Origin of the sequence: Paracoccus sp. SSJ (assembly GCF_030234105.1) — a bacterium.
In the GTDB taxonomy this organism is placed as follows: Bacteria; Pseudomonadota; Alphaproteobacteria; order Rhodobacterales; family Rhodobacteraceae; genus Paracoccus; species Paracoccus denitrificans.
Genome location: NZ_JASSPE010000002.1, coordinates 111,918 through 137,078 on the forward strand (window position 1 = coordinate 111,918; position 25,161 = coordinate 137,078).

At 67.6% G+C, this 25,161-nt stretch carries 20 protein-coding genes and 1 pseudogene; 8 read left to right on the plus strand and 13 right to left on the minus strand.

The window, feature by feature from the left end; translation table 11 throughout:
- Window positions 1–60: 60 nt before the first annotated feature.
- On the plus strand, window positions 61–957 hold the full coding sequence (locus QPR87_RS02785) for a PfkB family carbohydrate kinase (protein ID WP_285048216.1): 897 nt from the start codon (window positions 61–63) through the stop codon (window positions 955–957).
- Window positions 954–1,868 (plus strand): pseudouridine-5'-phosphate glycosidase, encoded by a 915-nt coding sequence (locus tag QPR87_RS02790; RefSeq protein ID WP_104491949.1) that lies wholly within the window; start codon window positions 954–956, stop codon window positions 1,866–1,868. The genes QPR87_RS02785 and QPR87_RS02790 overlap by 4 nt, the downstream gene beginning before the upstream one ends.
- On the opposite strand, the pseudogene QPR87_RS02795 reads toward QPR87_RS02790, so the two are convergent.
- The 5 genes and pseudogenes from QPR87_RS02795 to QPR87_RS02815 form a co-directional block, all read right to left on the minus strand.
- A pseudogene (locus QPR87_RS02795) lies at window positions 1,865–2,921 on the minus strand (patatin-like phospholipase family protein). The gene QPR87_RS02790 and the pseudogene QPR87_RS02795 sit on opposite strands and share 4 nt — an antisense overlap.
- A gap of 178 nt (window positions 2,922–3,099) precedes the next feature.
- The gene (prfB, locus tag QPR87_RS02800) at window positions 3,100–4,227 is read right to left on the minus strand and encodes a peptide chain release factor 2 (RefSeq protein WP_285048218.1); all 1,128 of its coding nucleotides are present in this window, start codon (window positions 4,225–4,227) and stop codon (window positions 3,100–3,102) included.
- Between the two features lie 88 nt (window positions 4,228–4,315).
- Window positions 4,316–6,853, minus strand: a complete 2,538-nt coding sequence (locus tag QPR87_RS02805; protein WP_285048219.1) for a penicillin-binding protein 1A — start codon at window positions 6,851–6,853, stop codon at window positions 4,316–4,318.
- Between the two features lie 70 nt (window positions 6,854–6,923).
- Complete coding sequence (locus QPR87_RS02810) at window positions 6,924–8,159, minus strand: N-acetylmuramoyl-L-alanine amidase (RefSeq protein ID WP_011748111.1); 1,236 nt, start codon at window positions 8,157–8,159, stop codon at window positions 6,924–6,926.
- A complete protein-coding gene (locus QPR87_RS02815) occupies window positions 8,156–9,292 on the minus strand; it encodes a pyridoxal phosphate-dependent aminotransferase (protein WP_285048220.1) in 1,137 nt (378 codons plus the stop codon). The genes QPR87_RS02810 and QPR87_RS02815 overlap by 4 nt, the downstream gene beginning before the upstream one ends.
- Before the next feature lie 135 nt (window positions 9,293–9,427).
- On the opposite strand from QPR87_RS02815, the gene QPR87_RS02820 reads away from it, so the two are divergent.
- Window positions 9,428–10,180, plus strand: coding sequence for a DsbA family protein (locus tag QPR87_RS02820; protein ID WP_285048222.1), 753 nt, complete (start codon window positions 9,428–9,430; stop codon window positions 10,178–10,180).
- Between the two features lie 89 nt (window positions 10,181–10,269).
- On the opposite strand, the gene ispG is transcribed toward QPR87_RS02820, so the two are convergent.
- The 3 genes from ispG to hemA form a co-directional block, all read right to left on the minus strand.
- On the minus strand, window positions 10,270–11,394 hold the full coding sequence (gene ispG, locus QPR87_RS02825) for a flavodoxin-dependent (E)-4-hydroxy-3-methylbut-2-enyl-diphosphate synthase (protein WP_011748114.1): 1,125 nt from the start codon (window positions 11,392–11,394) through the stop codon (window positions 10,270–10,272).
- A gap of 126 nt (window positions 11,395–11,520) precedes the next feature.
- Window positions 11,521–12,741: a helix-turn-helix domain-containing protein gene (locus tag QPR87_RS02830; protein ID WP_011748115.1), complete on the minus strand. Its 1,221-nt coding sequence runs from the start codon at window positions 12,739–12,741 to the stop codon at window positions 11,521–11,523.
- Window positions 12,742–12,850: 109 nt separating this feature from the next.
- On the minus strand, window positions 12,851–14,080 hold the full coding sequence (gene hemA, locus QPR87_RS02835) for a 5-aminolevulinate synthase (RefSeq protein ID WP_285048225.1): 1,230 nt from the start codon (window positions 14,078–14,080) through the stop codon (window positions 12,851–12,853).
- A 169-nt stretch (window positions 14,081–14,249) separates the two neighbouring features.
- Here hemA and QPR87_RS02840 point away from each other — a divergent pair, with 169 nt between their 5' ends.
- Window positions 14,250–15,635, plus strand: a complete 1,386-nt coding sequence (locus QPR87_RS02840; protein WP_285048227.1) for a dipeptidase — start codon at window positions 14,250–14,252, stop codon at window positions 15,633–15,635.
- A gap of 149 nt (window positions 15,636–15,784) precedes the next feature.
- Complete coding sequence (locus QPR87_RS02845; protein ID WP_285048228.1) at window positions 15,785–16,360, plus strand: LysE family translocator; 576 nt, start codon at window positions 15,785–15,787, stop codon at window positions 16,358–16,360.
- A gap of 138 nt (window positions 16,361–16,498) precedes the next feature.
- On the opposite strand, the gene QPR87_RS02850 is transcribed toward QPR87_RS02845, so the two are convergent.
- From QPR87_RS02850 to QPR87_RS02870, 5 genes are all read right to left on the minus strand, one after another.
- A complete protein-coding gene (locus tag QPR87_RS02850) occupies window positions 16,499–17,008 on the minus strand; it encodes a CarD family transcriptional regulator (protein WP_011748119.1) in 510 nt (169 codons plus the stop codon).
- 453 nt (window positions 17,009–17,461) lie between these two features.
- Window positions 17,462–17,800 (minus strand): ferredoxin FdxA, encoded by a 339-nt coding sequence (fdxA, locus tag QPR87_RS02855; protein ID WP_011748120.1) that lies wholly within the window; start codon window positions 17,798–17,800, stop codon window positions 17,462–17,464.
- A gap of 162 nt (window positions 17,801–17,962) precedes the next feature.
- A complete protein-coding gene (locus QPR87_RS02860; protein ID WP_011748121.1) occupies window positions 17,963–18,232 on the minus strand; it encodes an RNA-binding S4 domain-containing protein in 270 nt (89 codons plus the stop codon).
- Complete coding sequence (locus QPR87_RS02865; RefSeq protein ID WP_285048231.1) at window positions 18,229–21,156, minus strand: helicase-related protein; 2,928 nt, start codon at window positions 21,154–21,156, stop codon at window positions 18,229–18,231. The genes QPR87_RS02860 and QPR87_RS02865 overlap by 4 nt, the downstream gene beginning before the upstream one ends.
- A gap of 1 nt (window position 21,157) precedes the next feature.
- The gene (locus tag QPR87_RS02870) at window positions 21,158–21,778 is read right to left on the minus strand and encodes a tetratricopeptide repeat protein (RefSeq protein WP_285048232.1); all 621 of its coding nucleotides are present in this window, start codon (window positions 21,776–21,778) and stop codon (window positions 21,158–21,160) included.
- Window positions 21,779–21,944: 166 nt separating this feature from the next.
- On the opposite strand from QPR87_RS02870, the gene QPR87_RS02875 reads away from it, so the two are divergent.
- The 3 genes from QPR87_RS02875 (at window position 21,945) to QPR87_RS02885 (ending at window position 25,128) form a co-directional block, all read left to right on the plus strand.
- Entirely contained in the window at window positions 21,945–22,229 is a 285-nt protein-coding gene (locus QPR87_RS02875; RefSeq protein ID WP_011748124.1) for an SCP2 sterol-binding domain-containing protein, read from the plus strand.
- A 3-nt stretch (window positions 22,230–22,232) separates the two neighbouring features.
- A complete protein-coding gene (locus QPR87_RS02880; RefSeq protein WP_011748125.1) occupies window positions 22,233–23,177 on the plus strand; it encodes an alpha/beta hydrolase in 945 nt (314 codons plus the stop codon).
- Between the two features lie 133 nt (window positions 23,178–23,310).
- The gene (locus QPR87_RS02885) at window positions 23,311–25,128 is read left to right on the plus strand and encodes a M3 family oligoendopeptidase (RefSeq protein ID WP_285048431.1); all 1,818 of its coding nucleotides are present in this window, start codon (window positions 23,311–23,313) and stop codon (window positions 25,126–25,128) included.
- Window positions 25,129–25,161: the final 33 nt, after the last annotated feature.

A 25,161-nucleotide genomic window follows, 5' to 3' on the forward strand; every position in this document is an offset into this window, starting at 1 on the left:
TTTTCCCCCTCAGCGTGAACCGATAGCCTGCGCGGGCGCAACCCGTCCGAAGGCCCGCCGATGACCACCCGCCCCCGCATTCTCTGCCTCGGCGCCATGCTATGGGACGTGATCGGGCACAGCGCCATGCGGCTTGACCCGGGGGCCGACCTGCCCGGCCGGATCACCCGGCAGCCGGGCGGCGTGGCGCTGAACGTGGCGCTGGCCCTGGCGCGGCAGGGGCTCGCGCCGGCCATGCTTTCGGCCGTCGGCCGCGATGCGCCAGGCGAGGCGCTGGTGGCCGAGGTGGGCCGGCGCGGCGTCGATACCCGCTGGCTGTGGCGCGACGGCGGGCTTGCCACCGACAGCTACCTGGCCATCGAAAGCCCGGACGGGCTGGTCGCCGCCATCGCCGATGCCCGGGCATTGGAAACCGCCGGCACCGCGATCCTCGCCCCCTTGCTCGACGGCCGGCTGGGCGATGCCGCCCGGCCCTGGCGGGGCACGCTGGTGCTCGACGGCAACCTGACCGCGCCGGTCCTGGACCGGATCGCTCTGGATCCGTGCCTCTCGGCCGCCGACCTGCGCATCGTGCCCGCCAGCCCCGACAAGGCGGCCCGGCTGCGGGTGCTGATCGACCATCCCCGCGCCATCTTCCACCTGAACCGCGCCGAGGCCGAGGCGCTGGCCGGCCGCAGCCTGCCCGATGCCGCCCGCGCAGCCGAGGCCGTCGTCGCGCTCGGCGCCCGCCGCGCGCTGGTGACCGACGGCGCCCGTCCCGCCGCCGATGCGGCACAGGACGCGCCGACCCTGACCGAGGCACCGCCCCCCGTCGCAGCCATGCGCGTCACCGGCGCGGGCGACAGCTTCCTTGCCGCGCATCTCGCGGCCGAAAGCCGCGGCGCCGGGCGCGCCGAGGCCCTGACCCGCGCGGTGAACGCCGCATCCGACCATGTCTGTGGAAAGGACCAGCCATGACCCCCCTGATCGCGCTTTCCCCCGAAACCTCGCAGGCGCTGGCCGACCGCCAGCCCCTGGTGGCGCTGGAATCGACCATCATCACCCATGGCATGCCCTATCCGCAGAACCTCGAGGTGGCGCAGCAGGTCGAGGCCGCGGTGCGCGAAGAAGGCGCCGTGCCCGCCACCATCGCAGTGATGGGCGGGCGCATCCGCGTGGGCCTGGATGCCGAGGCGCTGGAGGCGCTGGCCTCGACGCCGGCCGAGCAGGTGATGAAGCTGTCGCGCGCCGACCTCGCCGCCTGCCTGGCGCTGGGACGGACCGGGGCGACCACGGTGGCCGCCACGATGATCTGCGCCCATCTGGCCGGGATCGAGGTCTTTGCCACCGGCGGCATCGGCGGCGTGCATCGCGGCGCCGAGACCAGCTTCGACATCTCGGCCGACCTGCAGGAGCTGGCGCAAAGCCCGGTCACGGTGGTCGCGGCCGGGGCCAAGGCGATCCTGGACCTGCCCAAGACGCTGGAGGTGCTGGAAACGCTGGGCGTGCCGGTGATCGCCTTCGGCCAGGACCAGTTGCCGGCCTTCTGGTCGCGCGAATCGGGCCTTGCCGCGCCGCTACGCATGGACGACCCGGCCCAGATCGCCGCCAGCGCCCGGCTGCGGCGCGAACTGGGCCTCTCGGGCGGCCAACTGGTGGTGAACCCGATCCCGCCGGAGGCCGAGATCCCGCGCGCAGAGATGATCCCGGTGGTCGAACAGGCGCTTGCCGAGGCCCAGGCGCAGGGCATCGCGGCCAAGGCGGTCACGCCCTTCCTGCTGCAACGCATCTTCGAGCTGACCCAGGGCCGCTCGCTCGACGCCAATATCGCGCTGGTGCTGAACAATGCCCGGCTGGCCGCGCGCATCGCCGCCGCCATGGCCACCTAGCGGCGGCCAAAAAGCCGCGACAGGTCGTAGGAATCGCGCTCGCCCAGATTCTCGGCATCATCCTCCAGGAACCGATCGGCCGCCTCGACCCCGGCGTCGTGCATGCGCTGCAACAGGCCGGGATTCGGGATCAGCTTGGTGCTGGCGCTCAGCGAGTTCATCAGATCCTCGTCCATGATCGCATGCAGCAGCACGTTCTTCATCGGCCGCCCGGTCAGCCGATCCTCGGCATGCAGCCGCTTGACGAAATTGATGGCACGCAATTCGGCCAGCAGCGCCGCGTTGAAGCTGATCTCGTTCACCCGGTCCTGGATCGCGGCCGGGGTCTTGGGCACGGCATCGCGCAGCATCGGATTGATGTTGACGATGACGATGTCGCGCGGCAGGTCCGGGCGATACAGCGGGAACAGCGCCGGATTGCCGGAATAGCCGCCGTCCCAATAGGCCTCGCGCCCTCCGGTCAGCGGATCGTCGATCTCGACGGCGCGGAACAGCTCGGGCAGGCAGGCCGAGGCCAGGATGCTGTCCACCGTCACCTCGGCCCCGCCGAAGACCCGCACCAGCCCGGTGCGCACATTGGTCGCGGTGACGAAAAAGGCCGGCCCCTCCTCGCGGCCCAGCCGGGGATGCGGCATCTCGCGCAGGATGGCGGCCAGCGGGTTGGTGTAGAACGGCCCCGAATCATAGGGGCTGAACACCCGCGTCAGCGAACCCAGCCAGGCCACGGGCGAGAAAAGCTCGGTCAGCCGCTGCCAGGCGCGCGGCGCCGGAAACATGGAATGCAGCCAGCGCACCACGGAATTGTCGCTGACCTGCCCGACCTGCGACCAGATATAGGCCAGGTTCTGCCGCGCCGCCTCGCGCCCGCGCCTGCCCGGTCCGCAGGACAGGCCGGCAGCCAGCGCAGCGCCATTCAGCGCCCCGGCCGAGGTGCCGCTGATGCCGCGGATCTCGATCCCGGGCTCGTCCAGCAACCGGTCCAGCACGCCCCAGGGCAAAGGCGCCATGCGCGCCGCCGCCCTGAAGCGCCAGATTGATCCGCTTCACGTCCATGCCCACCCCGCATTTTGCAATCGCAGCATACTATGCCGCAACGCAGCATCCAATCTCGGCGTTCCCGCGCTGACGAAAAGGTGTATGGCGCCACAGTCGCGGTCCGCACCGCGATGCGCAAGCCTCGGGCTTCTTCGTTCTCCAAATACTCATGCAACCGCGCGAAAGGCGCGACGGATCAGTCCTCGGCCTGCGCCTCGGCCCGCGACTTGCCCGCCACATCCAGCGCCAGCGTGGCGGCCATGAAGGCATCCAGCGCCCCGTCCAGCACCCCTTGCGTGTCCGAGGTCTCGTGCCCGGTCCGCAAATCCTTCACCATCTGATAGGGATGCAGCACGTATGAGCGGATCTGGTTGCCCCAGCCGGCATCGCCCTTGGCCTCGTGCTGGGCGTTGATCGCGGCATTGCGCTTGTCCAGCTCCAGTTGATACAGCCGCGCCTTCAGCGCCGCCATGGCGTTGGCGCGGTTCTGGTGCTGCGACTTTTCCGAGCTGGTCACCACGATGCCGGTCGGCAGGTGGGTGATCCGCACCGCCGAATCGGTGGTGTTGACGTGCTGCCCGCCGGCGCCCGAGGAGCGATAGGTGTCGATCCTGATCTCGTTGTCGGGGATGGTGATCTCGATATTGTCGTCGACCACCGGATAGACCCAGACCGACGAAAACGAGGTATGCCGCCGCGCCGCCGAATCATAGGGCGAGATGCGCACCAGCCGATGCACGCCCGATTCCGATTTCAGCCAGCCATAGGCGTTCGGCCCGGAAATCTTGTAGGCGGCGGAGCGGATGCCCGCCTCCTCGCCCGGCGTCTCGGACAGAAGCTCGACGCTATAGCCCTTCTTCTCGGCCCAGCGGACATACATCCGCGCCAGTATGCTGGCCCAGTCGGCGCTTTCCGTGCCGCCGGCGCCGGCATTGATCTCCAGGAAGGTGTCGTTGCCGTCGGCCTCGCCGTTCAGCAGCGCCTCCAGTTCCTTCTGGGCAGCCAGTTCCGCCAGCGACTTCAGCGCAGCCTCGGCATCGGCGACGATTTCGTCATCGCCCTCGGCCTCGCCCAGCTCGATCAGTTCGGCATTGTCCTTGAGCTCGCTCTCGATGCGGCGATAGGTCTCGACCGCATCCGACAGCATCTGCCGGTCGCGCATCAGCTTCTGGGCGCGGGCCTGGTCGGACCAGATGTCGCCCGCCTCGATCATCGCGTTCAGCTCTTCCAGCCGGTGCGGCGCGGTTTCCCAGTCCATGCGCTGGCCGAGCAGTTTCAGCGATTTGCGGATCGCCTCGATGGTGGCTTGGGTTTCGGCGCGCATGGGCACTCTCTGGGTTCGGATTTCGGATAGGGCAGGACAAATAACGCGGGCGGCGGGCGGCGGCAAGCACCCGCCCGGCAAAGCGGCCTCAATACAGCCCGCCCGAGGACAGGGTGCCGAAATCGGCCTTTTTCGGGATCACCCTCTTCTGGCCGGTCGAGGTGGTCACCGCCTGCCCGCCATCGCGTGCCTGCGTGAACAGCGGCAAGGTGCCCGGATCGGCGCGCCCGAAGCCACCGTCGACCAGCATCAGGCCGGTCAGGTCCTGGCCATCGCGGAAATATTCGGCGATCACGTTGTCGCCCTTGGCATCCGGGCCGAGGATCGCGCCGCTGAAGCGGTCGATGTTGACGAAATGCCCGCCCGGCGGAACTTTGAAGGCGGTGCCGCCGAATTCCTTGACAGCCTCTTGCATGAACTCGTTGAAGACGGGCACGCAAAGCGTGCCGCCATAGGCGTTGGCGCCCAGCGTGCGCGGCTGGTCATAGCCCAGGTAGCAGCCGGCGACGATGTTCGAGGTAAAGCCGATGAACCACACGTCCTTGGCGTCGTTGGTGGTGCCGGTCTTGCCGGCGACCGGCACCGGCAGGTTCACCCCACGCCCCGAGCCGCGCTTGACCACGCCCTCCAGCATCGAAGTCAGCTGATAGGCGGTGATCGCGTCCATCACCCGTTCGCGGTTCGAGCGGATCTCGGGCGCGGCGCCGGCGGGCAGCGTCGGCTGGCCGCAGGTCACGCATTCGCGGCGGTCGTGGCGATAGATGGTGCGGCCGCGGCGGTCCTGCACGCGGTCTACCAGCGTCGGCTCGACCCGCTCGCCGCCATTGGCGAACATGGCATAGGCCGCAACCATCTTGAACAGCGTCGTTTCCTGCGCGCCGAGGCTGTTCGCCAGGAAATGGCCAAGGTGGTCGTAGACCCCGAATTTCTCGGCATATTTCGCCACCGTGTCCATGCCGATGCCTTGGGCGATGCGGATGGTCATCAGGTTCCGGGACTGCTCGATCCCGGTGCGCATGGGGGTCGGGCCATAGAACTTGCCGCTGGCGTTCTTGGGCGTCCACAGCCCCTGGGGCGTGTTCACGGTGATCGGCTCGTCCACCACGATGGTCGCCGGGTTGAAGCCCGAATCCAGCGCGGCGGCATAGACGAAGGGCTTGAAGCTGGAGCCCGGCTGGCGCTGCGCCTGCGTCGCCCGGTTGAAGACCGAGCTTTGATAGGAAAAGCCGCCCTGCATGGCGATGACCCGGCCGGTATTGACGTCCATGGCCATGAAACCGCCCTGCACCTCGGGCACCTGCCGCAGGGTCCAGCGGATGAAGCTGCCGTCGCTGTCGCTGGTCATGCGGCGCACCAGCACCACGTCGCCCAGCTCCAGCAGGTCCGAGGCCACCTTGGCCTTGGGCGCCAGCGTGCCGTCGGCGCGGCGTTTCCTTGCCCATTGCACGTCCTTGGCCGGGATGGTGGCGATGCCCTCCTGATCCTCGATGCCGATGGAGGCGTCGCCGCCCTCCAGCGACAGCACCACGGCCGGGAACCAGCCCTCGATGTCGCGCGGCACGCTGGCATCGGCAAGCGCGGCGCGCCATTCCTGCTCGCTGTCCAGTTGCTCGGCGGGGATCGTGACGCGGGTGCCGCGCCAGACGCCGCGGCCGCGGTCGTATTTCTCCAGCGCCTGTTGCAGCGCGTGCGCGGCGACCTTTTGCAGCTTGGGGTCGACGGTCGCCCGGATCGCCAGGCCGCCGCCGAAGAATTCCTCGGCGCCGAACTGCGCCGAAAGCTGGCGGCGAATCTCGTCGGTGAAATAATCGCGCTGCGGCAACTGCTCGCGGAAGGCGGGGAAGTCGCCGTTCTGCACCGAGCGCAGCGGCTGCTGCGCCTCGGCTTCATAGGTCGCCTTGTCGATATAGCCGTTCTGCCACATCTCGCGCAGGACGTAGTCGCGCCGCTCGGTCAGGGCCTCCTTGGCGGTGACCGGGTGATAGCGGCTGGGCGCCTTGGGCATGGCGGCAAGCGTCGCGGCCTCATGCGGGGCCAGTTCGGTCAGCGGCTTGTTGAAATAGCTTTGCGCCGCCGCAGCCACGCCGAAGCTGTTCTGGCCCAGGAAGATCTCGTTGAGATAAAGTTCAAGGATCTGGTCCTTGCTGAGCGTCGCCTCCAGCCGCGTCGCCAGGATCAGTTCCTTGATCTTGCGCTCGACGCTGCGGTCGCTGGACAGCAGGAAGTTCTTCATCACCTGCTGGGTGATGGTCGAGGCGCCGCGCAGGTTGCGCCCGCCCGAGCTGATCGCATCCAGCACCGCCTTGCCCATGCCCATCGGGTCGAAGCCGTGATGGCTGTAGAAATGCTTGTCCTCGGCGCTGACGAAAGCCTGCTTCACCAGCGGCGGAATGTCGCCGATCGGCACGAAGATGCGGCGCTCCTCGGCGAATTCGTCGATCAGGCGCCCCTCGGCGGAATAGATCCGGCTGATGGTCTTGGGCGCGTATTGCGCCAGCTGCTCATGGCTGGGCAGGTCGCGCGAATACATCCAGAACACCGCGCCCACGGTCAGGGCGATGAAGAAGACCGCGGTCACGAGCCAGGAAAAGATCGCGCCGATGAAGGACAGCAGGAAACGCAGCAATGGGCAAGCCTCTGGGGATAACCTGCGTCTCTATAGACAGCGTCGCCGCGCCCGTCAAAGCAACCTTGCGCTACTTGCGCAGCAAGGCGGCGCGGGCGGCGTCGTCCTGCGCCCAATGTCCGATCGCCTGCGCCAGCGCCTGCGCGGTGCGCGCCCGCCAATCCGGGTCGAACAGGTTGGCCCGGTCGCCCGGATCAGTCATGAAGCCCAGTTCGACCAGCACCGAGGGAATGTCGGGCGATTTCAGCACCGAGAATGCTGCGCCGCGCACCGGCCTGCGATGCATGGCGATGCCTGCGCGGTTCAGTTCCGAAACCGCGAACTTGGCAAAGGCTTCCGAGCGCGGATGCGTCTCGGTCCGCGCCAGATCCATCAGCACGTCGGCCAGCTGGTCGTCGGTGCCCGACAGGTCCAGCCCGGCCAGAAGGTCGGCGCGGTCGTGGCGCATGGCCAGTTCGCGCGTGGCGCGGTCGTCGGCCTGCTGGTTCCAGACATAGATCGACAGGCCCGCCGCCTCGCCCGCCGGCAGCGCATCGGCATGCAGCGAGATGAACAGGTCGGCCTGCGCCGCACGGGCGATGGTCATGCGCCGCTCCAGCGGGATGAAGCTGTCATCCTTGCGGGTGGCCACGACCTCGAAACCGGCGCGGGTCAGGATCTCGGTCAGTTCGCGGGCAAAGCCCAGCATCAGCGCGGCCTCGCTGATCGCCCCGACCTGGGCGCCCGGGTCATGGCCGCCATGGCCCGGGTCCAGTGCGACGCGCAAGGGCCGCGCGCCCGCACGGCGCGGCGGCAATGGGGCGACGGCCGCCGGCGACGGCAGGTCCCACAGCGCCGAGAGCGCATTGCCCCGGGTAGCGAAATCCTTCTGATCGACCGGCTCGATGCGCAGCTTGACCAGCGCCCCCTGCGCCCCGCCCTCGGCCGGGCTTTGCACGGCCAGGCGCAGCGCATAGGGGCCGGGCAGTTCCATCACCAGGCGCGACCAGCCGGGCCGGAACCGGCCCCAGCGCAGCGCCGGCACCAGTTCGCGCCCCGGCAGCGCATCGGCATCGGCGCCCGAAAAGTCGATCTCGCGGAAATCGACCACCAGCCGCGGCGGCCCGTCGAGGAAATAGACCCGGTAAGGCACCGGCTGGCTGATCGTCAGCCGCAATTCCATCGGCCGCGGCCTGCCCCGGTCGCGCCCCTCGGCCATGAGCGAGGACTCCGCCAGGTCGACCGTCGCAAGCGCCGAGCGCGCGCGGTCATCGGCCAGCACCGGCAGCGCAAGCCAGACCAGCAGCAGGGCGCAAAGCCATCTCATCGCGCCGCCATGAAGGCCGCGAGCCTGTCCAGCCCCTCGGCGATCTCGGCCGTCGATGCGGCATAGCTGAAGCGCAGCGTCCGGGCGCCGCGACGGGGGTCGAAATCCAGCCCCGGCGTCACGGCCACGCCGGCCTTTTCAAGGATCTCCGCGGCAAGGCCCAGGCTGTCCGTCGTCAGGTCCGACACATCGGCATAGATGTAGAAGGCGCCCTCGGGCGGCGCGATGCGGTCGAATCCCATCTGCGGCAGGCGTTCCAGCATCAGGCGGCGGTTCTCGGCATAGACAGCCAGGTTCGCCTCGGCCTCGTCCACGCAATCCAGCGCCGCCAGCGCCGCGACCTGACTGGCATGGGGCGGGCAGATGAACATGTTCTGCGCGATGCGCTCGACGGTGCGGATCATGCTGTCCGGCACCACCATCCAGCCGACCCGCCAGCCGGTCATGCTGAAATATTTCGAGAAGCTGTTGATGACGAAGACCTCGTCCGTCACCTCCAGCGCGGAATGGAAGCCGGCGCCGTAATCCAGCCCGTGATAGATCTCGTCCGAGATCACCGCCATGCCCAGTTCCGCCGCCCGCGCGCATAGCACCGCCAGTTCCTCGCGCCGCAGCACCGTGCCCGACGGGTTGCCGGGCGAGGCAAGGATCAGCCCCTGCGCATCGGCCGGAAGATCCCCGGGGCGCGGCTGATAGCGATCCTCGGCCCGGGTCGGGATGCCGACCGGCGTGAGCGACATGGCGCGCAGGATCTGGCGATAGCTGGGATAGCCCGGCTCGCCCAGTGCCACCCGCTCGCCCGCGTCGAAGAGCGCCGAGAAGGCCAGGATGAAGGCACCCGAGGAGCCCGGCGTCACCACGACGCGGCGCGGATCGAGGTCGAGCCCATACCAGCGCTTGTAAAGCCCGGCGATGCCCCGGCGCAGTTCCGGCAGGCCAAGCGCGACCGTATAGCCCAAGGGCCGGTCCAGCGCCGCGGCCAGCGCCCGGCACGCGCCCTGGGGGGCCGGGGTCGAGGGCTGGCCGACCTCCATGTGGATGATGCGGCGGCCCTCGGCCTCGGCCTTGCGGGCGGCCTCCATCACATCCATGACGATGAAGGGGTCGACCTGCCCGCGGCGGGATTGTCTCATATCTGCCAGCCTCATGGTTTTGGCCGGGTATCAGGCCTGCGGGCGGCCCGGTCAAGCCCGCGTGAAACCGGGGCGGATCGCTTGCAACGCAGCCCCGAACGGGCCAAGTTGCCGGCAACTGGAAAGGACCCTTGGATGAAAGCCCTTTTGACCGCCGCCCTGCTGACGGCGACCGCCCTGCCCGCCATGGCCTTCGACCCGGCCAACATGACCGAGGCCGAGAAGGCCGCCTTCGGCGAGGCGGTGCGCGACTACCTGATGGCCAATCCCGACGTGCTGATCGAATCGATCAGCGTGCTGGAGGAACGCCGCCTTGCCGACGAGGCCAGGAACGACGAGCTGCTGGTCGAAAACAACAAGGCCGCCATTTTCGACGACGGGCACAGCTGGGTCGGCGGCAACCCGCAGGGCGACGTGACGCTGGTCGAGTTCATCGATTACCGCTGCGGCGTCTGCAAGCGGGTCAGCCCGGACGTGGAGAAGCTGATCTCGGCCGATGGCAATATCCGCTGGATCCTGAAGGAATTCCCGATCCTGACCCAGGAAAGCGACATGGCCGCCCGCTTTGCCGTCGCGGTGCAGCAGGAAGCCGGCCCCGACGCCTACAAGAAGGCGCATGACGCGCTGATGGAATCGCGCGGGCCGGTCAACCTGGAAAGCCTGACCAAGCTTGCCGGCGAGTTGGGCGTCGAGGCGCAGGCGGTCATCAACCGGATGAACACCGAGGACGTCTCGGCCGTGCTGCGCAAGAACCACCAGCTGGCCGAGCAGATGCGGATCATGGGCACGCCCACCTTCATCATCGAGGGCGAGATGCTGCGCGGCATGCCCGCCGAGGGGCTGGAGGGCACCGTCGCCCGGGCACGCGAGGCCAAGGCCGAGGGCTGAAGCCGCACCGCCGGCGCGCGTTGCGCGGGTGGAATGAGTATTTGCAGAACGAAGAAGCAGCAGGGGCGGCGCTTGGGCCGCCCTTTCGCTTATTCGGCAGCGGCGGATTGCGCGGCCTCGATCTCGGCGGCGCGTTTCTCGACCAGTTCGACGATATGGTCGACCATCTGGGCGTTCGTCATCTTGTGGTTCTGCTTGCCGGCCAGATAGACCATGCCCGACCCCGCCCCGCCGCCGGTGAAGCCGATATCGGTCATCAGCGCCTCGCCCGGGCCGTTCACCACGCAGCCGATGATCGACAGGCTCATCGGTGTCTTGATATGCTCGAGGCGCTTTTCCAGGATCTCGACCGTCTTGATCACGTCGAAACCCTGCCGCGCGCAGCTTGGGCACGAGATGATCTGCACGCCGCGGGTGCGCAGGCCCAGCGATTTCAGGATCTCGAAGCCGACCTTGACCTCTTCGACCGGATCGGCGGAAAGGCTGACGCGGATCGTGTCGCCGATGCCCATCCACAGAAGGTTGCCAAGCCCGATGGCGGATTTCACCGTGCCGGCCGTCAGCCCGCCCGCCTCGGTGATGCCCAGATGGATCGGGGCGTCGGTGGCGTCGGCCAGCTGCTGATAGGCGGCGGCGGCAAGGAAGACGTCGCTGGCCTTCACGCTGATCTTGAATTCGTGGAAATCGTTGTCCTGCAGGATGCGGATATGGTCGAGGCCGGATTCCACCATCGCATCCGGGCAGGGCTCGCCGTATTTCTCCAGCAGGTGCTTTTCCAGGCTGCCGGCATTCACGCCGATCCGGATCGAGCAGCCGTGATCGCGCGCGGCCTTGATCACCTCGCGCACCCGGGTCGCATCGCCGATATTGCCGGGATTGATGCGCAGGCAGGCGGCGCCGGCCTCGGCGGCCTCGATGGCACGCTTGTAGTGGAAATGGATGTCGGCCACGATGGGCACCGGGCTTTCGCGGCAGATCTCGCGCAGCGCACGGGTCGAATCCTGGTCCGGGGTCGAGACGCGGACGATATCGGCACCCACATCGGCGGCACGGATGATCTGGTCCAGCGTCGCGCGCACGTCCGACGTGTCGGTGTTGGTCATGGTCTGCACGCTGATCGGTGCATCGCCCCCAACCGGCACGTTGCCGACCATGATCCGGCGCGAGTTGCGCCGATCGATATTGCGCCAGGGGCGGATCGGATTGTGCGACATGGCTGGGGCCTTTTCCTGCGCCAGGGACGGGATTCACCTGTCACAGATAGGCTGATGCGGCCGGACGGGCAAGCCATCCGGCCCCCGCCCGACGATGCGATGCCGCATCCGTGACCTGCGGTCGGATCAATCCTGCACGGGCACCTGTTCCGCCTGGCCTGCCGACGCGAAGGACACCATCTCGGCCAGTTGCGGGTCCTTGGCCAGGTCGGCAAAGGCGAATTTCGCGGTCAGCGCATTGGGCGAAAGCTCGACATTCTTGACCACCTTGGCACCGGGCGCGGCCGGACCGTAGGTGCGGCCGTTCACCGCGAAATAGATCGCGCCCGAATTGCCCGCACGCAGCACCGGCGGCGCTTCAAGCTTGGGCAGGGCGAAACGCTCGCCGGCGTCCATGGTCTTTTCCAACAGCACCGTGCCATCGGCCGAGGTGACGCGCACCCAGGCCGGGCGGGCGGCCAGGATCTCGACCTCGGGCGCATCGGGGGCCACGGTGCGTACGGCGGCCTGCTCGGCCGGCATTTGCGGGCCATGGACCCGGTCCTGGACTGCGGCGATGCGGGCCACCGGTTCGGCGCCTTCGGGTTGCATGGCCGGCGCATTCAGACCCGGGTCGATGGCGGCGATGGGTCCGTCGCGGGCCATCAGCACCGGCACCTCCAGCGCCTGCGGGCGATAGGTGCGGTCCAGCCCCTCGGGGCGCGGCAGGTTGACCTGGGCCGATTCCACGGTTTCGGGCTCGGCGGCCTCCTGCACCGGATCGAGCGCGGCGATCACGCCGGGCGCCTGGTCGCCGGGGGTCAGGTTGACCTTCTGCACCTCTTGCAGAACGGTCCAGCCGCCATAACCCAGCCCGCAGGCCAGCACGACCATGACCAGCAGCGAGCCGATGGCCCGCGGCTCGATCGAGTTCCAGACGCTTTCCTGCCGGGGCAGGAAGATCGGATGCGGATTGGCCAGCGCCTCGGCCGGGTCCGAGGGCCGGCGCTGCGGCTTCGGCCCCGCGGCGGAAGGCGCCATGCCATGCGTCGGCTGGAAGCCCGATTCCTGGCAGAAACGACGGAAGGTCCAGTCGGCATCCATGCCCAGATAGCGCGCATAGGAGCGGACATAGCCCGCGATGAAGCTGGGCGTGTCGAAGGCGGAGATGTCGCAATTCTCGATGGCGGCGACATAGGAGGCACGAATGCGCAATTCGCGCTGGACATCCAGCAGCGACTTGCCCAGCGTGGCCCGTTCGCCCCGCATCAGGTCGCCAAGACGAATATCAGGATCGTCGAAACCGGGCGGCAATGCCGCCGGCTCCTCATGGCCATTGGACGGGGGATTCCCCCTTAGCCCGATCATTGCGCCTGCCCCATTCTTTGCTGTTCGCCCTCCCCGAATCGGAAGACTCTCACAACTTGATTAAAGCAAGGTTATCACGGGCGCGAGAGGTCTTCACCCCGAAACCGCTTCAGGCAGCCGAAGTTGAACGGTTCAGTTTGCACTGCGACCACAGGCTGTCCATGGCCTTCACCAGATGGTCGATCTGCTTGGGATCATGCACCGGAGAGGGCGTGAAACGCAGACGTTCGGTCCCGCGCGGCACGGTCGGGAAGTTGATCGGCTGCACATAGATGCCGAAATCGGCCAGCAGCATGTCCGACAGCGCCTTGCAATGCACCGGGTTGCCGACATGCACCGGCACGATATGGCTGCCATGGTCCATGATCGGCATGCCGAGGCCGCGCAGCCGCATCTTCAGGATGCGGGCGTTCAGCTGCTGTTGGTCGCGCAGCAACTGCCCCTCGGCCGTCTTCAGGAAGGCGATCGAGGCCGCCGCGCCCGCCGCCACCGCCGGGGGCAGCGAGGTGGTGAAGATGAACCCGGGCGCATAGGAGCGGATCGCATCCACCATCCTGGCCGAAGCGGCGATATAGCCGCCGAAGACGCCGAACGCCTTGCCCAGCGTGCCGTTGAAGATGTCGATGCGATGGCTCAGCCCGTCGCGCTCGGCCACGCCGCCGCCGCGCGGACCATACATGCCGACGGCATGCACCTCGTCCAGATAGGTCAGCGCGTTGAATTCGTCCGCAAGGTCGCAGATCGCCTTGATCGGGCCGAAATCGCCGTCCATCGAATAGATGGATTCAAAGGCGATCAGCTTCGGCGCCTCGGGATCGTCGGCCGCCAGCAGCTCGCGCAGATGCGCCACGTCGTTGTGGCGGAAGATGCGCTTGGCGCCGTCGAACCGCTTGATCCCCTCGATCATCGAGGCGTGGTTCAACTCGTCCGAATAGATGATGAGGCCGGGAAACAGCTTGCGCAGGGTCGAGAGCGTCGCGTCGTTGGCGATATAGGCGCTGGAAAAGACCAGCGCGGCCTCTTTCCCGTGCAGGTCGGACAGCTCGGCTTCCAGCCGCTTGTGATAGACCGTGGTGCCCGAAATGTTGCGCGTCCCGCCCGAACCCGCGCCGGTGGCGTCCAGTGCCTCGTGCATCGCCGCCAGCACGACGGGATGCTGGCCCATGCCCAGGTAGTCGTTGCCGCACCACACGGTGATCTGGGTTTCGGTCCCGTCCGGCCGCGTCCAGACCGCCTGCGGATAGGCCCCCTTGCGCCGCTCGATGTCGATGAAGGTCCGGTAGCGCCCCTCTTCGTGCAGCTTGCCGATGGCCTGATCGAGGGTAGCTGAATAGTCCATTACGGATCCCTTGCCTTGCTTGAACTTGCTCGCTTGGGGGATCATGCTGCGATCCCGCGGGTCACACCTTGATACGCATCAAGCCAGAGAAAATACAGCGTAAAAATGTCGCACTCAAACCAAGATGGCAGGGGTTTTCTCTGAGGAAATCAATCAGGAAAGGCGAAGGATGACGGATCATTCCAGAATTGGCGAAGTGCTTTCAACGCTGGACGAAGAATTGCCCCGGGCGCTCGACCGGCTCGTGGAATTTCTTCGCATTCCCTCGATCTCGACGGACCCGGCCTACAAGGGCGAGGTGCGGCGGGCGGCGGAATGGCTGTGTGCCGAACTGACCTCGCTGGGCTTCGAGGCCGGACTGCGCGACACGCCCGGCCACCCCATGGTCGTCGCCCATTCACCGAAGGGAACGCGCCGCCCGCTGCTGTTCTACGGCCATTACGACGTGCAGCCGGTCGATCCGCTGGACCTGTGGGAGCGCCCGCCCTTCGAGCCGCAGATCGAGGATACGCCCCAGGGCAAGGTGATCCGCGGCCGCGGCGCCTCGGACGACAAGGGCCAGCTGATGACCTTCGTCGAGGCGTTCCGCGCCTGGAAGGCGGTGCATGGCAGCCTGCCCTCGGACCTGGTGCTGCTGTTCGAGGGCGAGGAGGAATCCGGCTCGCCCAGCCTGCGCCCCTTCCTGCGCGAAAATGCCGAGGAGTTGCGCGCCGGCGTGGCGATGATCTGCGACACCGGGCTTTATGCCGACGGCCGGCCGGCCATCACCACCCAGCTCCGCGGGCTTTACGGGGACGAGATCGTGCTGCGCGCCGCCGATCGCGACCTGCATTCGGGCAGTTTCGGCGGGCTGGCGGCGAACCCGATCCAGATCCTCGTCAATGCGCTCTCGACCATCAAGGACGCCACCGGCCGCGTCACCCTGCCCGGCTTCTACGACGGGGTCGAGGAACTGTCCGGGGAACTCCGCGCCGACTGGGATGCGCTCGGCTTCGATCCGGGCGAGTTCCTGTCGCGGGTCGGGCTGAAGCATCCCATCGGCGAACAGGGCCGCACCGGGCTGGAGATGGTCTGGAACCGCCCCACCTTCGAGATCAACGGCATCACCGGCGGCTATACCGGCGATGGCTTCAAGACCGTGCTGCCGGCCGAGGCTCGTGCCAAGGTCAGCTTCCGCCTGACCGGCGCCCAGGACCCCGAGCGCATCCGCGAAGCCTTCCGCGCCCATATCCGCGCCCATGTGCCCGCGGACTGCACGGTCGAATTCCACGGCCACGGCGCAAGCCCGGCCAGCCGCATGGACATCTCGGACCCGGCCTTCACGGCGGCCAAGGCGGCGCTGAGCCAGGAATGGGGACGCGAGGCCGCCTATATCGGCGCCGGCGGCTCGATCCCCATCGCCGGGGATTTCAAGGAGATCCTGGGCATGGATTCCATGCTGATCGGCTTTGCCCGCGACGACGACCGCATCCACTCGCCGAACGAGAAATACGACCTCGACAGCTTCGCCAAGGGGGCGCGAAGCTGGGCGCGCATCCTGGCGGCCCTGGGCTGAGATGCGGCGGGGCGGTCGCCGCGGCCGCCCCGGCACCCTGGCAGGAGCGCCCGCAATCCCGATCCTTGCCTTGCACGCGTGACCCAGATCAATTCATGCAGCACGGAGCCGTGCTAGCGCACTTGCAGCATTGAGGAGATCTGCACCCGATGACCATCATCGCATTCGTCTCGGCGGTTCTGGCCCTGCTTCTGGCTCCGGGGCCGACGAATACGCTGATGGGGATCGCCGGGGCGGAGCGGGGTCTGGCCCGGGTCATGCGCCTGCTGCCTGCGGAACTGGCGGGTTATCTGACGACCGTCCTGCCGCTGGCCCTGCTGGGCGCGCAGCTTCTTGAACGCTCGCCGACCTTCGCCACCGCCCTGAAACTGGCGGCAGCCGTCTGGATCATGATCCTCGCCACTTCCCTGTGGCGGTCGCGAAACGGCGAAGGGGAAGGCCGGGGGGTCAGTGCCCGCCGGATCTATGTGACCACCGTGCTGAATCCCAAGGCGCTGATCTTCGGCCTCGTCCTGCTGCCCGCGCCGCAGGATCCGGCCTTCGCAGCCCGGCTGGGGCTGTTCTGCCTGATGGTGACGGGTGCCGCGCTGGTCTGGGGCGGTGCGGGCGTGTTGACGCAGGTGGGCAAGGGCGGCCAGGGGCGGCGGCAGGGCATCCAGCGGCTTGCCTCGATCTGGCTCGCCTTCGTTTCGATTTCGCTGGTTTTCGGCGTCATGCGCGCCTGATGACGGCAAGCCGTCCCCAAGCGGTTCCCCGGCAGTTCTTGAGCCCTCTGCATGTGCATCGCGCGGCAGGCTCATCGTGCCGTGGCATGACATGAAAAGGGCGCCCGAAGGCGCCCGATCATCGCGACTGCCGGCCCCTTATGCGGCGCGTGCGGTCAGCACGGTTTCGACCCTCTTCTGAGCGCCCGCCTCGTCCATGCCGGAAACGGCAGCCACTTCGCGGGTCAGGCGGTCCAGCGCAGCCTCGTAAAGCTGGCGCTCGGAATAGGACTGCTCGCGCTGGTCGTCGTTGCGGTGCAGGTCGCGCACCACCTCGGCAATCGACATCAGGTCGCCCGAGTTGATCTTTTGCTCATATTCCTGGGCGCGGCGCGACCACATCGCACGCTTGACCCGGGCCTTGCCCTTCAGCGTGTCCAGCGCCCGCTCGACCAGGTCGGGGGTCGAAAGACCGCGCATGCCGATCTCGGTCGCCCGCGCGGTCGGCACGCGCAGGGTCATCTTGTCCTTTTCGAACGAAATGACGAACATTTCGAGGCGCAGCCCCGCGACCTCTTGCTCTTCGATGGAAACGATGCGACCCACGCCATGGGTCGGATAGACGACGAAGTCATCGGGACGGAATTCGGTCTTCTTGGCTTTCGACATTGGGCATCCTTCGCAGTTGCGCCGCCGCGCGACACAAAAGCCCCCAAGGCGGGACGATCCCCCCTTACGGGCCACATTGTTGTTCTTGCACTACTGACCGGGCAGGCGATCATGACAGGCAGCAGCGCCGCTCAGGCCACGAAAGCGGCCCGACCGGCGCGAGATAGCTGCACCATAGCACAAAAATCGCCCCGGTTCAAAGCCTCGCTGCAAAGCGGCACCGGCCCTGCCTGATGATGGAAAATCGTTTAAAATCAGCACTACGCTACCGATTCACCGACAGAGCCGATGCGTGGCACGGGACGAATCAACCGCTCCCCGCCACAACCGCGATTTAACGATTCCCGGCTTTTCCCGCCAGAATGATCCCAGACAAAAGCACCATATGATGCGCGATCAGCACAGTCGTTAGCTTTGTGAACAAGCTTTCGGACCCGAACGGGACCGCCGGTCTCAATCCCCCTCGCCCGGAGCTTCCGAGAAGTATTTCTCCAGCTTGCCGGGCGCGCCGTCCATCTCCTGATAGCCGGGCATCGGATCCTTCTTGCGGGTGATCACCGGCCAGGATTCGGCATATTTGCGGTTGAACTCGACCCACTTGTCCATGTCGGGCTCGGTATCGGGACGAATCGCGTCGGCCGGGCATTCCGGTTCGCAGACGCCGCAATCGATGCATTCGTCGGGATGGATGACCAGCGTGTTCTCGCCTTCATAGAAACAGTCCACGGGACACACCTCGACACAGTCGGTGTATTTGCACATGATGCAGTTTTCAGTGACGACGTAGGTCATGGCGCGATATTCCTGTTTCCTGATCGGCTAGTTACGCCCGCGACCGCCATCAATCAAGGCCACCACCGGCGAAAAGACGAGGATAGGGCCGCGGCATGGCCGACACGGGATGGCGTTCTGTCGCAGGGGCGCGGGGCGGAACCCGGTTCCTTGCCCCCGCGCCTAGAGTTCCTCGTAAAGCGTCGCGGCCTCGCTGGCCGGACCGCGCCGCTCGCCCAATAGCCGGACCCGCAGCACCCGCACCCGGCCATGGGCCGATACGGTGACGGTATCGCCGCCCCTGACCGCCTGCGCCGGCTTGCTGCAAGGCTGCCCGTTCACCCGGATGCCCCCGGCGCCGATCGCGTCGGCGGCCAGGGTGCGGGTCTTGAACAGCCGCGCGTGATGCAGCCAGCGGTCCAGCCGGATCGCCCCGGCCGCCTCCTGGCTCACGACTTGTTCTTGAGCGCGGCCAGGATGGCGAAGGGGCTGTCGGGATCGGCCTGCTTCTCGGCGCGCGGCGGGCGGGCCTCGAAACTCTTGGGACCGTCATGGCGCGGCTTGCCCTTGGGCTTGCCTTTCGGGCCACGCTCGCCACGCTGCTCGTCGCGACGCTTGCCCTCGAAGGGCTTGCCCTCGCGCCGGTTCTCCTGCCCGGCCTTTTCCGATCCCGCCTCGCGCTCGCGGCGCGGGCCGCGCTCGCCCTGGGGGCGCGGCTGGCCCTGGCCGTGACGCTCGCCCCGCTCGGGCCGGCGATGGCCGCCCCGCGGGCGCGGCGCCCAGGTGAAGGTATAGAACAGCTCCATCTCGGCCGCGGTCGGCTCGGCAGCCTCGTCGCCGGTTCCGGCCGCAGCCTCGGCTTCCGCCTCCGCGGCCTTGCGGGCGGCCTGCTCGGCCTCCCACTTGGCCCGGGTTTCAGCGGCAAGCACGCTTTCCTCCTCGGTCAGCGGATGCTCGTGATCGGCCTCTTCCGGCGCGGGCTCGGCGACGGGCGCCGCCTCTGCGCGGACCTTGGCACGCTCGCCCTTTTCGGCGCGGTAGCCCAGACCTTGCATCAGGCCCGCGAACTGCTCCAGCGTCATGCCGGTGATCGACAGCATGTCGGGCGTCGCCTCGAAGCCGCCACGGCTGTCCTGGCTGCGCAGCATGTCGGCCAGCCGCTCCAGCATGTCGATGCGGATCGCCCGCTCGCCCGCCGGGTGATAGCCCGAAAGCGTATAATAGCCCTTGGGCACGTCCGGCAGGTTGGGGATCGTCACCAGCCCCGGAGGCGGGCTTTCGGGAAACTCGGACAGGCCCTGGTCCAGACCCCAGAGCACCAGCCGCAGCCGGGTCGGCGCCGGCTTCAAGAGCGCCGGCTGGAAAATGGTGAACTGGCCGAAGCGCACGCCATGCTTGCGCAAGAGGCCGCGCGCATCCTGATCCAGTTCCTTGACCTCGGTGGCCACGCCCTCGCGCGGCAGCACGCCGAAGGATTCGAGCAGGCGAAAGGCGAAACCGCGGGCCAGCCCGGCCAGCGTCTCGTCGTTCTTCAGCGCCAGAAGCGGCTCGAACAGGGTGGCGATCTTGCGGTCGACGAAATGCTGGAGGCGGCGGCGCACCTTCTCGGCGATCTCGGGCCCGGCCTCTTCGTCGACGAAGGGCTCGACGCCGGGCTTCAGCGCCTCGCCGCCCTTGACCAGCTTGCCCACCGCCGAGCTGCCCCACATCAGGCCGCCCTGTTCGGTGAAGTCCAGCTCGGTATCCGGCGCGTTGTAGAAGCGGTCGGCGCGCAGATGGAATTCGGGGCGCAGCGCCTCATAGGCGGCGCGCTGCAGCATGCGCGCCTCGTCCCCGGTTGCGCTCGGATCGGCGTGGAAGCGGAAGCCCTCCAGACGACCGGCGAACTCGCCCTCGACCGTCACTTCGCCCTTGTCATTCACCTCGGCCAAAAGGCTCTCCTTCTGTTTGAGCCGGCGCAGCAGCACGGAAGTGCGCCGGTCCACGAATCTTTGCGTCAGAGCCGCGTGCAACGCGTCCGACAACCGATCTTCTACCGCGCGCGTCTCCGCACGCCAATGGCTTTCGTCCGAAACCCAGCCGGATCGTTGGGCAACATAGGTCCAGGTCCGTATATATGCCAATCGTTTCGACAATGTGTCGATGTCGCCTTGCGTTTTATCAATCCGGGCGATCTGCCCCGCCAGCCAGTCCCGGGGCACGCCGCCCTCGCGCAGAAAGCCGAATATCCGCGCCAGAAGCGTCGCATGCTCGACCGGAGAGATGCCGCGGAAATCCGGGATCCGGCAGACATCCCACAAAAGCCGCACGTCGCGGGGGTGCGACATGCTGTCGCGGATCTCGGGCATGGCGGACAGCGCCTTGAGCGCGCGCATGTCGTCCGCCTCGCGCCCGCGCGCCAGCCATTCCGATTGCGGCTGGATCTCCAGGCTTTGCAGCAGCCGCTCGACCGTGCCGAATTCCAGCGCGCCGTTGCGCCACATCAGCCGGCTGATGGGCTGGAAGCGGTGGTTCTCGATGGCCTCGATCAGCCCCTCCTCCAGCGGGCCGGCATCGCCGGTGACGCCGAACGTGCCCGGCTCGGTATGCCGCCCGGCCCGCCCGGCGATCTGGCCCAGCTCATGGGGGAACAGCGGGCGATAGCGGCGGCCGTCAAACTTCTCGGTGGCGGAAAAGGCGACATGGCGGATGTCGAGGTTCAGCCCCATCCCGATCGCATCGGTGGCAACCAGGTAATCCACCTCGCCCTGCTGATACATGGCGACCTGCGCGTTGCGGGTGCGCGGGCTCAGCGCGCCCATCACCACCGCGCAGCCGCCCTTCTGGCGGCGGATCAGCTCGGCCGTGGCATAGACCTCCTCGACCGAAAAGCAGACGATGGCCGAGCGCGGCGGCATGCGGCTGATCTTTTTCGAGCCCGCCCATGACAGCGTGGAAAACCTTTCGCGCCGCATGAACTGCACTTGAGGCACCAGCGCGGCGATGGCGGGACGCATGGTGTCGCTGCCCAGCAGCAGGGTTTCGTGCAGGCCCCGCATGTTCAGCAACCGGTCGGTGAAGACATGGCCGCGCTCGGGGTCGGCGCAAAGCTGGATCTCGTCTATGGCGACGAAGTCGGCGCCGACCTCGGGCATGGCCTCGGTGGTGGCGACCCAGTATTGCACCCGCTCGGGCACGATCCGCTCTTCGCCGGTGACCAGCGCCACGACCGACGGGCCGCGCGCCTTGACGATGCGGTCGTAGACCTCGCGCGCAAGCAGGCGCAACGGCAGGCCGATGACCCCCGTGCGATGCGCCAGCATCCGGTCGATGGCGTAATGCGTCTTGCCGGTATTGGTCGGGCCGAGAACGGCCGTGACCCGCGATCTGTCCTGCATCTCAGGCGTCCGTGCCCTGCAATTTCTGTTCCAGGCGCCGGACGGCGTCCTGCGCCTCTTGCTGATGGGGGTGGATCTTCAGGCTCTGGCGAAACGCCTCCAGCGCGTTCCTGTCGTCGCCCAGCTCCTCCAGCATCGTGCCAAGCTGGGTCAGGGCGCCGAAATGGCGCGGCTCCAGCCGCAGCACCTCGCCCAGATCGGCGATGGCCGGGCCCAGGTCCCCGTCCAGGTAAAAGGCGACCGAGCGCAGATACCAGCCCGACGCGAAATCCGGCGCGTGATCGGTCAGCGCGGTCAGGTGGCCGAGGGCGGTAACGGTGTCGCCCGCGTCCAGCGCCGCCTCGCCGCGCTTGTAGAGCAGGTCCATCGCCGCCGAGCCGGAACGCGACCAGATGCGCAGGATGTCGGTTTCGGCCCGCGCCCAGGTCTCGCCGCCCGGCTGGGCCAGTTCCGCGAACAGCAGGTCCAGATCCTCGCGCTCGCGCAGCCTTGCCTCGGCGGTCGGCTCGGACGGCGCGGCAGGTTCGGAAAGCGGGCTTTCCGGCGCCGCATCGCCGCCGTCCTCGGGCGGGCCTTCCTGCGGCGCCTCGTCCTGAACCGGGATCGCGGGGGCCGGAATCATCTCTGCCTGGGCCGCCGCAGGCCCGGCATGGCAGGCACCGGCACCTGCCAGCCCCAGGAAAAGCGCTGCCGTGACGGCATGATGGAAATGTGGGACTGGCAAAAGCATACTCACCATGTAACTTTCCCAATCGTCTAATTCCAGACACGAGAACAGGAGATCGAGAATGAGCAAAGTGGTCGAGGCAGCCGTGGCCGCACTGGACGAGAAGGCCAAGGGCTTCGACGGCACCGCCAAATTCGTCATCGAGGGCGAGGGGTCGGTCTATATCGACGCCGATGGCGCCCGCGCCGCCGACGACGAAGCCGAGGTGACGCTGACCGCCAGCCGCGAGACCTTCGAGGGCCTGCTGTCGGGCGACGTTAACCCGACCACCGCCTTCATGACCGGCAAGCTGCGGGTCGACGGCTCGATGGGCATGGCGATGAAGCTGGGGGCGCTGCTCTCGTAAGCGATGAAGCCCGCACCCTTCAACACGCTGCCCGGCGATCCGCTCCCCTTGGCCCGCGCCTTCTGGCTGCGGGCCGAGGACGGGGTGCGGCTCCGGGCGGCGCATTGGGCGGCGGGCGGCGCCTCGGGGACGGTGCTGCTGTTTCCGGGCCGCACGGAATATCTGGAGAAATACAACGACATCGCGGCAGAATTGAATGCCGCCGGGCTGGACGTGCTGGCACCGGACTGGCGCGGCCAGGGCATGTCCGACCGATTGCAGGACAATACCCGCCCCGGCCATGTCGGCGATTTCGCCGATTACCAGCGCGACGTGGTCGAACTGGTCGTCGCCGCGCAGGAACTGGACCTGCCCCGGCCCTGGCATCTTCTGGCGCATTCCATGGGCGGCGCCATCGGCCTTGCGGCGCTGGATGCCGGGCTGCCGGTGGAAAGCGTGGTCTTCTCGGCGCCGATGTGGGGCATCGACCTGCGCCGCGTGCCGGAAGCCGTCGCCATGGCCGTCGCCCGGCTTGGCATCCGGCTGGGCCGGAGCGGCCATCCCGCCCCCGGCTCGGGGGGCGAGGAAAGCTTCGTGCTGCTGGACCCTTTCCACGACAACCTGCTGACCGGGGACGGCCGGCGCTGGGGGCGGCTGGTGGCCGAGGCCGCCACCTGGCCCGATATCGCGGTCGGCGGCGCCAGCTACGGCTGGCTGCGCGCGGCGCTGCTGGAGTGCCGCCGCCTCGCCGCCCTGCCCTCGCCGGCACTGCCGGCGCTGATCGCGCTTGGCGATCGCGAGCGGATCGTCTCGCCCCATGCCATCCGCACCCGCGTCGCCGCCTGGCCCGGCGCCACCATGCTGGACTTGCCCGATTGCCGGCATGAGCCGATGATGGAGCGCGACCCCGTCCGCAGCCGCTTTCTTGAAGCCGCCCTCGCCCATTTCGAGTCCGCCGCGGCGGGCTGAACCGGCCCGCAACCGGAAACCGGCCCATCGGATGCCTTGCAGCCCGGCGGTTCAGAGGTCACATGTTGACCATACGAAAGGACCGATCATGACGATTTCTGCCCGCAGCCCCCTGGACCGCATCCTCCACCGCATGCTGCCGCGTGACGAGAACGCCCTGCCCGTCGCAGCCGAGGCCCCCGATCTGGGCGCGCTGCCGGAATGGGACCTGAGCGACCTTTACCCCGCCCCCGATTCGCCCGAGCTGACCCGCGACCTCGAAGCGGTGGAACAGGCATGCTGCGAATTCGCCCGCCACTACGAGGGCAAGCTGGCCTCGCTGGACGCCGGCAAGATGCTGGACTGCATCGAACGCTATCAGCAGATCGACATCCTGGCCGGGCGGATCATGTCCTATGCCGGGCTGCGCTATTACCAGAACACCACCGATTCGGCCCGCGCCAAGCAGATGGGCGACCTTCAGGACCGCATCACCACCGCGACAACCAAGCTCGTGTTCTTCAGCCTGGAGTTCAACCGCATCCCCGATGCCCGCTATGAGGAAGTCTTTGCCGCACCGAACGGCCCGGCCCGCTACAAGCCGGTCTTCGACCGCATGCGCGCCATGCGCCCCTATCAGCTTTCGAACGAGCTGGAGCGCTTCCTGCACGACAATTCGGTGGTCGGTGCCGCTGCCTGGAACCGGCTTTTCGACGAAACCACGGCGGGCCTGACCTTCGACGTGGCAGGCGGGGAACTGGGGCTGGAAGCCACGCTGAACCTGCTGACGGACCACGACCGCGCCCGGCGCGAGGCCGGCGCCCGTGCGCTGGTCGAGGTCTTTGGCAAGAACGTCAAGCTTTTCGCCCGCATCCACAACACGCTGGCCAAGGAAAAGTCCATCGAGGACAAGTGGCGCAAGATGCCGACTCCGCAGACCGCGCGGCACCTGTCGAACCATGTCGAGCCCGAGGTGGTCGAGGCACTGCGCAACGCCGTCACCGCCGCCTATCCGCGCCTGTCGCATCGCTATTACCGGCTGAAGGCGAAATGGCTGGGGCTCGACAAGCTGCAGGTCTGGGATCGCAACGCGCCGCTACCGACCGAGAGCCCGCGGCTGATCGCCTGGCCCGAGGCGCAGGCGACGGTGCTGGATGCCTATGCCGGCTTTTCGCCGAAGCTGGCCGAACTGGCGCAGCCCTTCTTCGAGCGCGGCTGGATCGATGCGGCGGTGAAACCCGGCAAGGCGCCGGGTGCCTTTGCCCATCCGACCGTGACCACCGTCCACCCCTATGTGCTGCTGAACTATCTCGGCAAGCCGCGCGACGTGATGACGCTGGCGCATGAGCTGGGCCACGGCGTCCACCAGAGCCTGGCGGCGGCACAGGGCGAGTTGCTGGCCGCGACGCCGCTGACGCTGGCCGAGACCGCCTCGGTCTTCGGCGAGATGCTGACCTTCCGCGCGCTGCTGGCCAAGACCACCGACAAGACCCAGCGCAAGGCGCTGCTGGCCGGCAAGGTCGAGGACATGATCAACACGGTCGTGCGCCAGATCGCCTTCTACGATTTCGAATGCAAGCTGCACGCCGCACGCGCCAAGGGCGAGTTGACGCCCGAGGACATCAATGCGCTGTGGATGTCGGTGCAGGCGGAATCGCTGGGCGATGCTTTCGAGTTCATGCCGGGCTACGAGACCTTCTGGACCTATGTGCCGCATTTCGTGCATTCGCCCTTCTACGTCTATGCCTATGCCTTCGGCAACGGGCTGGTGAACGCGCTTTACGCCGCCTACGAGGACGGGCTGCCCGATTTCCAGGCGAAGTATTTCGACATGCTGGCGGCGGGCGGCTCGCGGCACCACAAGGAACTGCTGGCGCCCTTCGGCCTCGACGCCTCGGACCCGGCGTTCTGGGACAAGGGCCTGTCGATGATCGAAGGCTTCATCGACGAGCTTGAGGCCATGGAGGGGTGAACCGCCGCTTGCCCCGGGGGCGTCTTGCCCCCG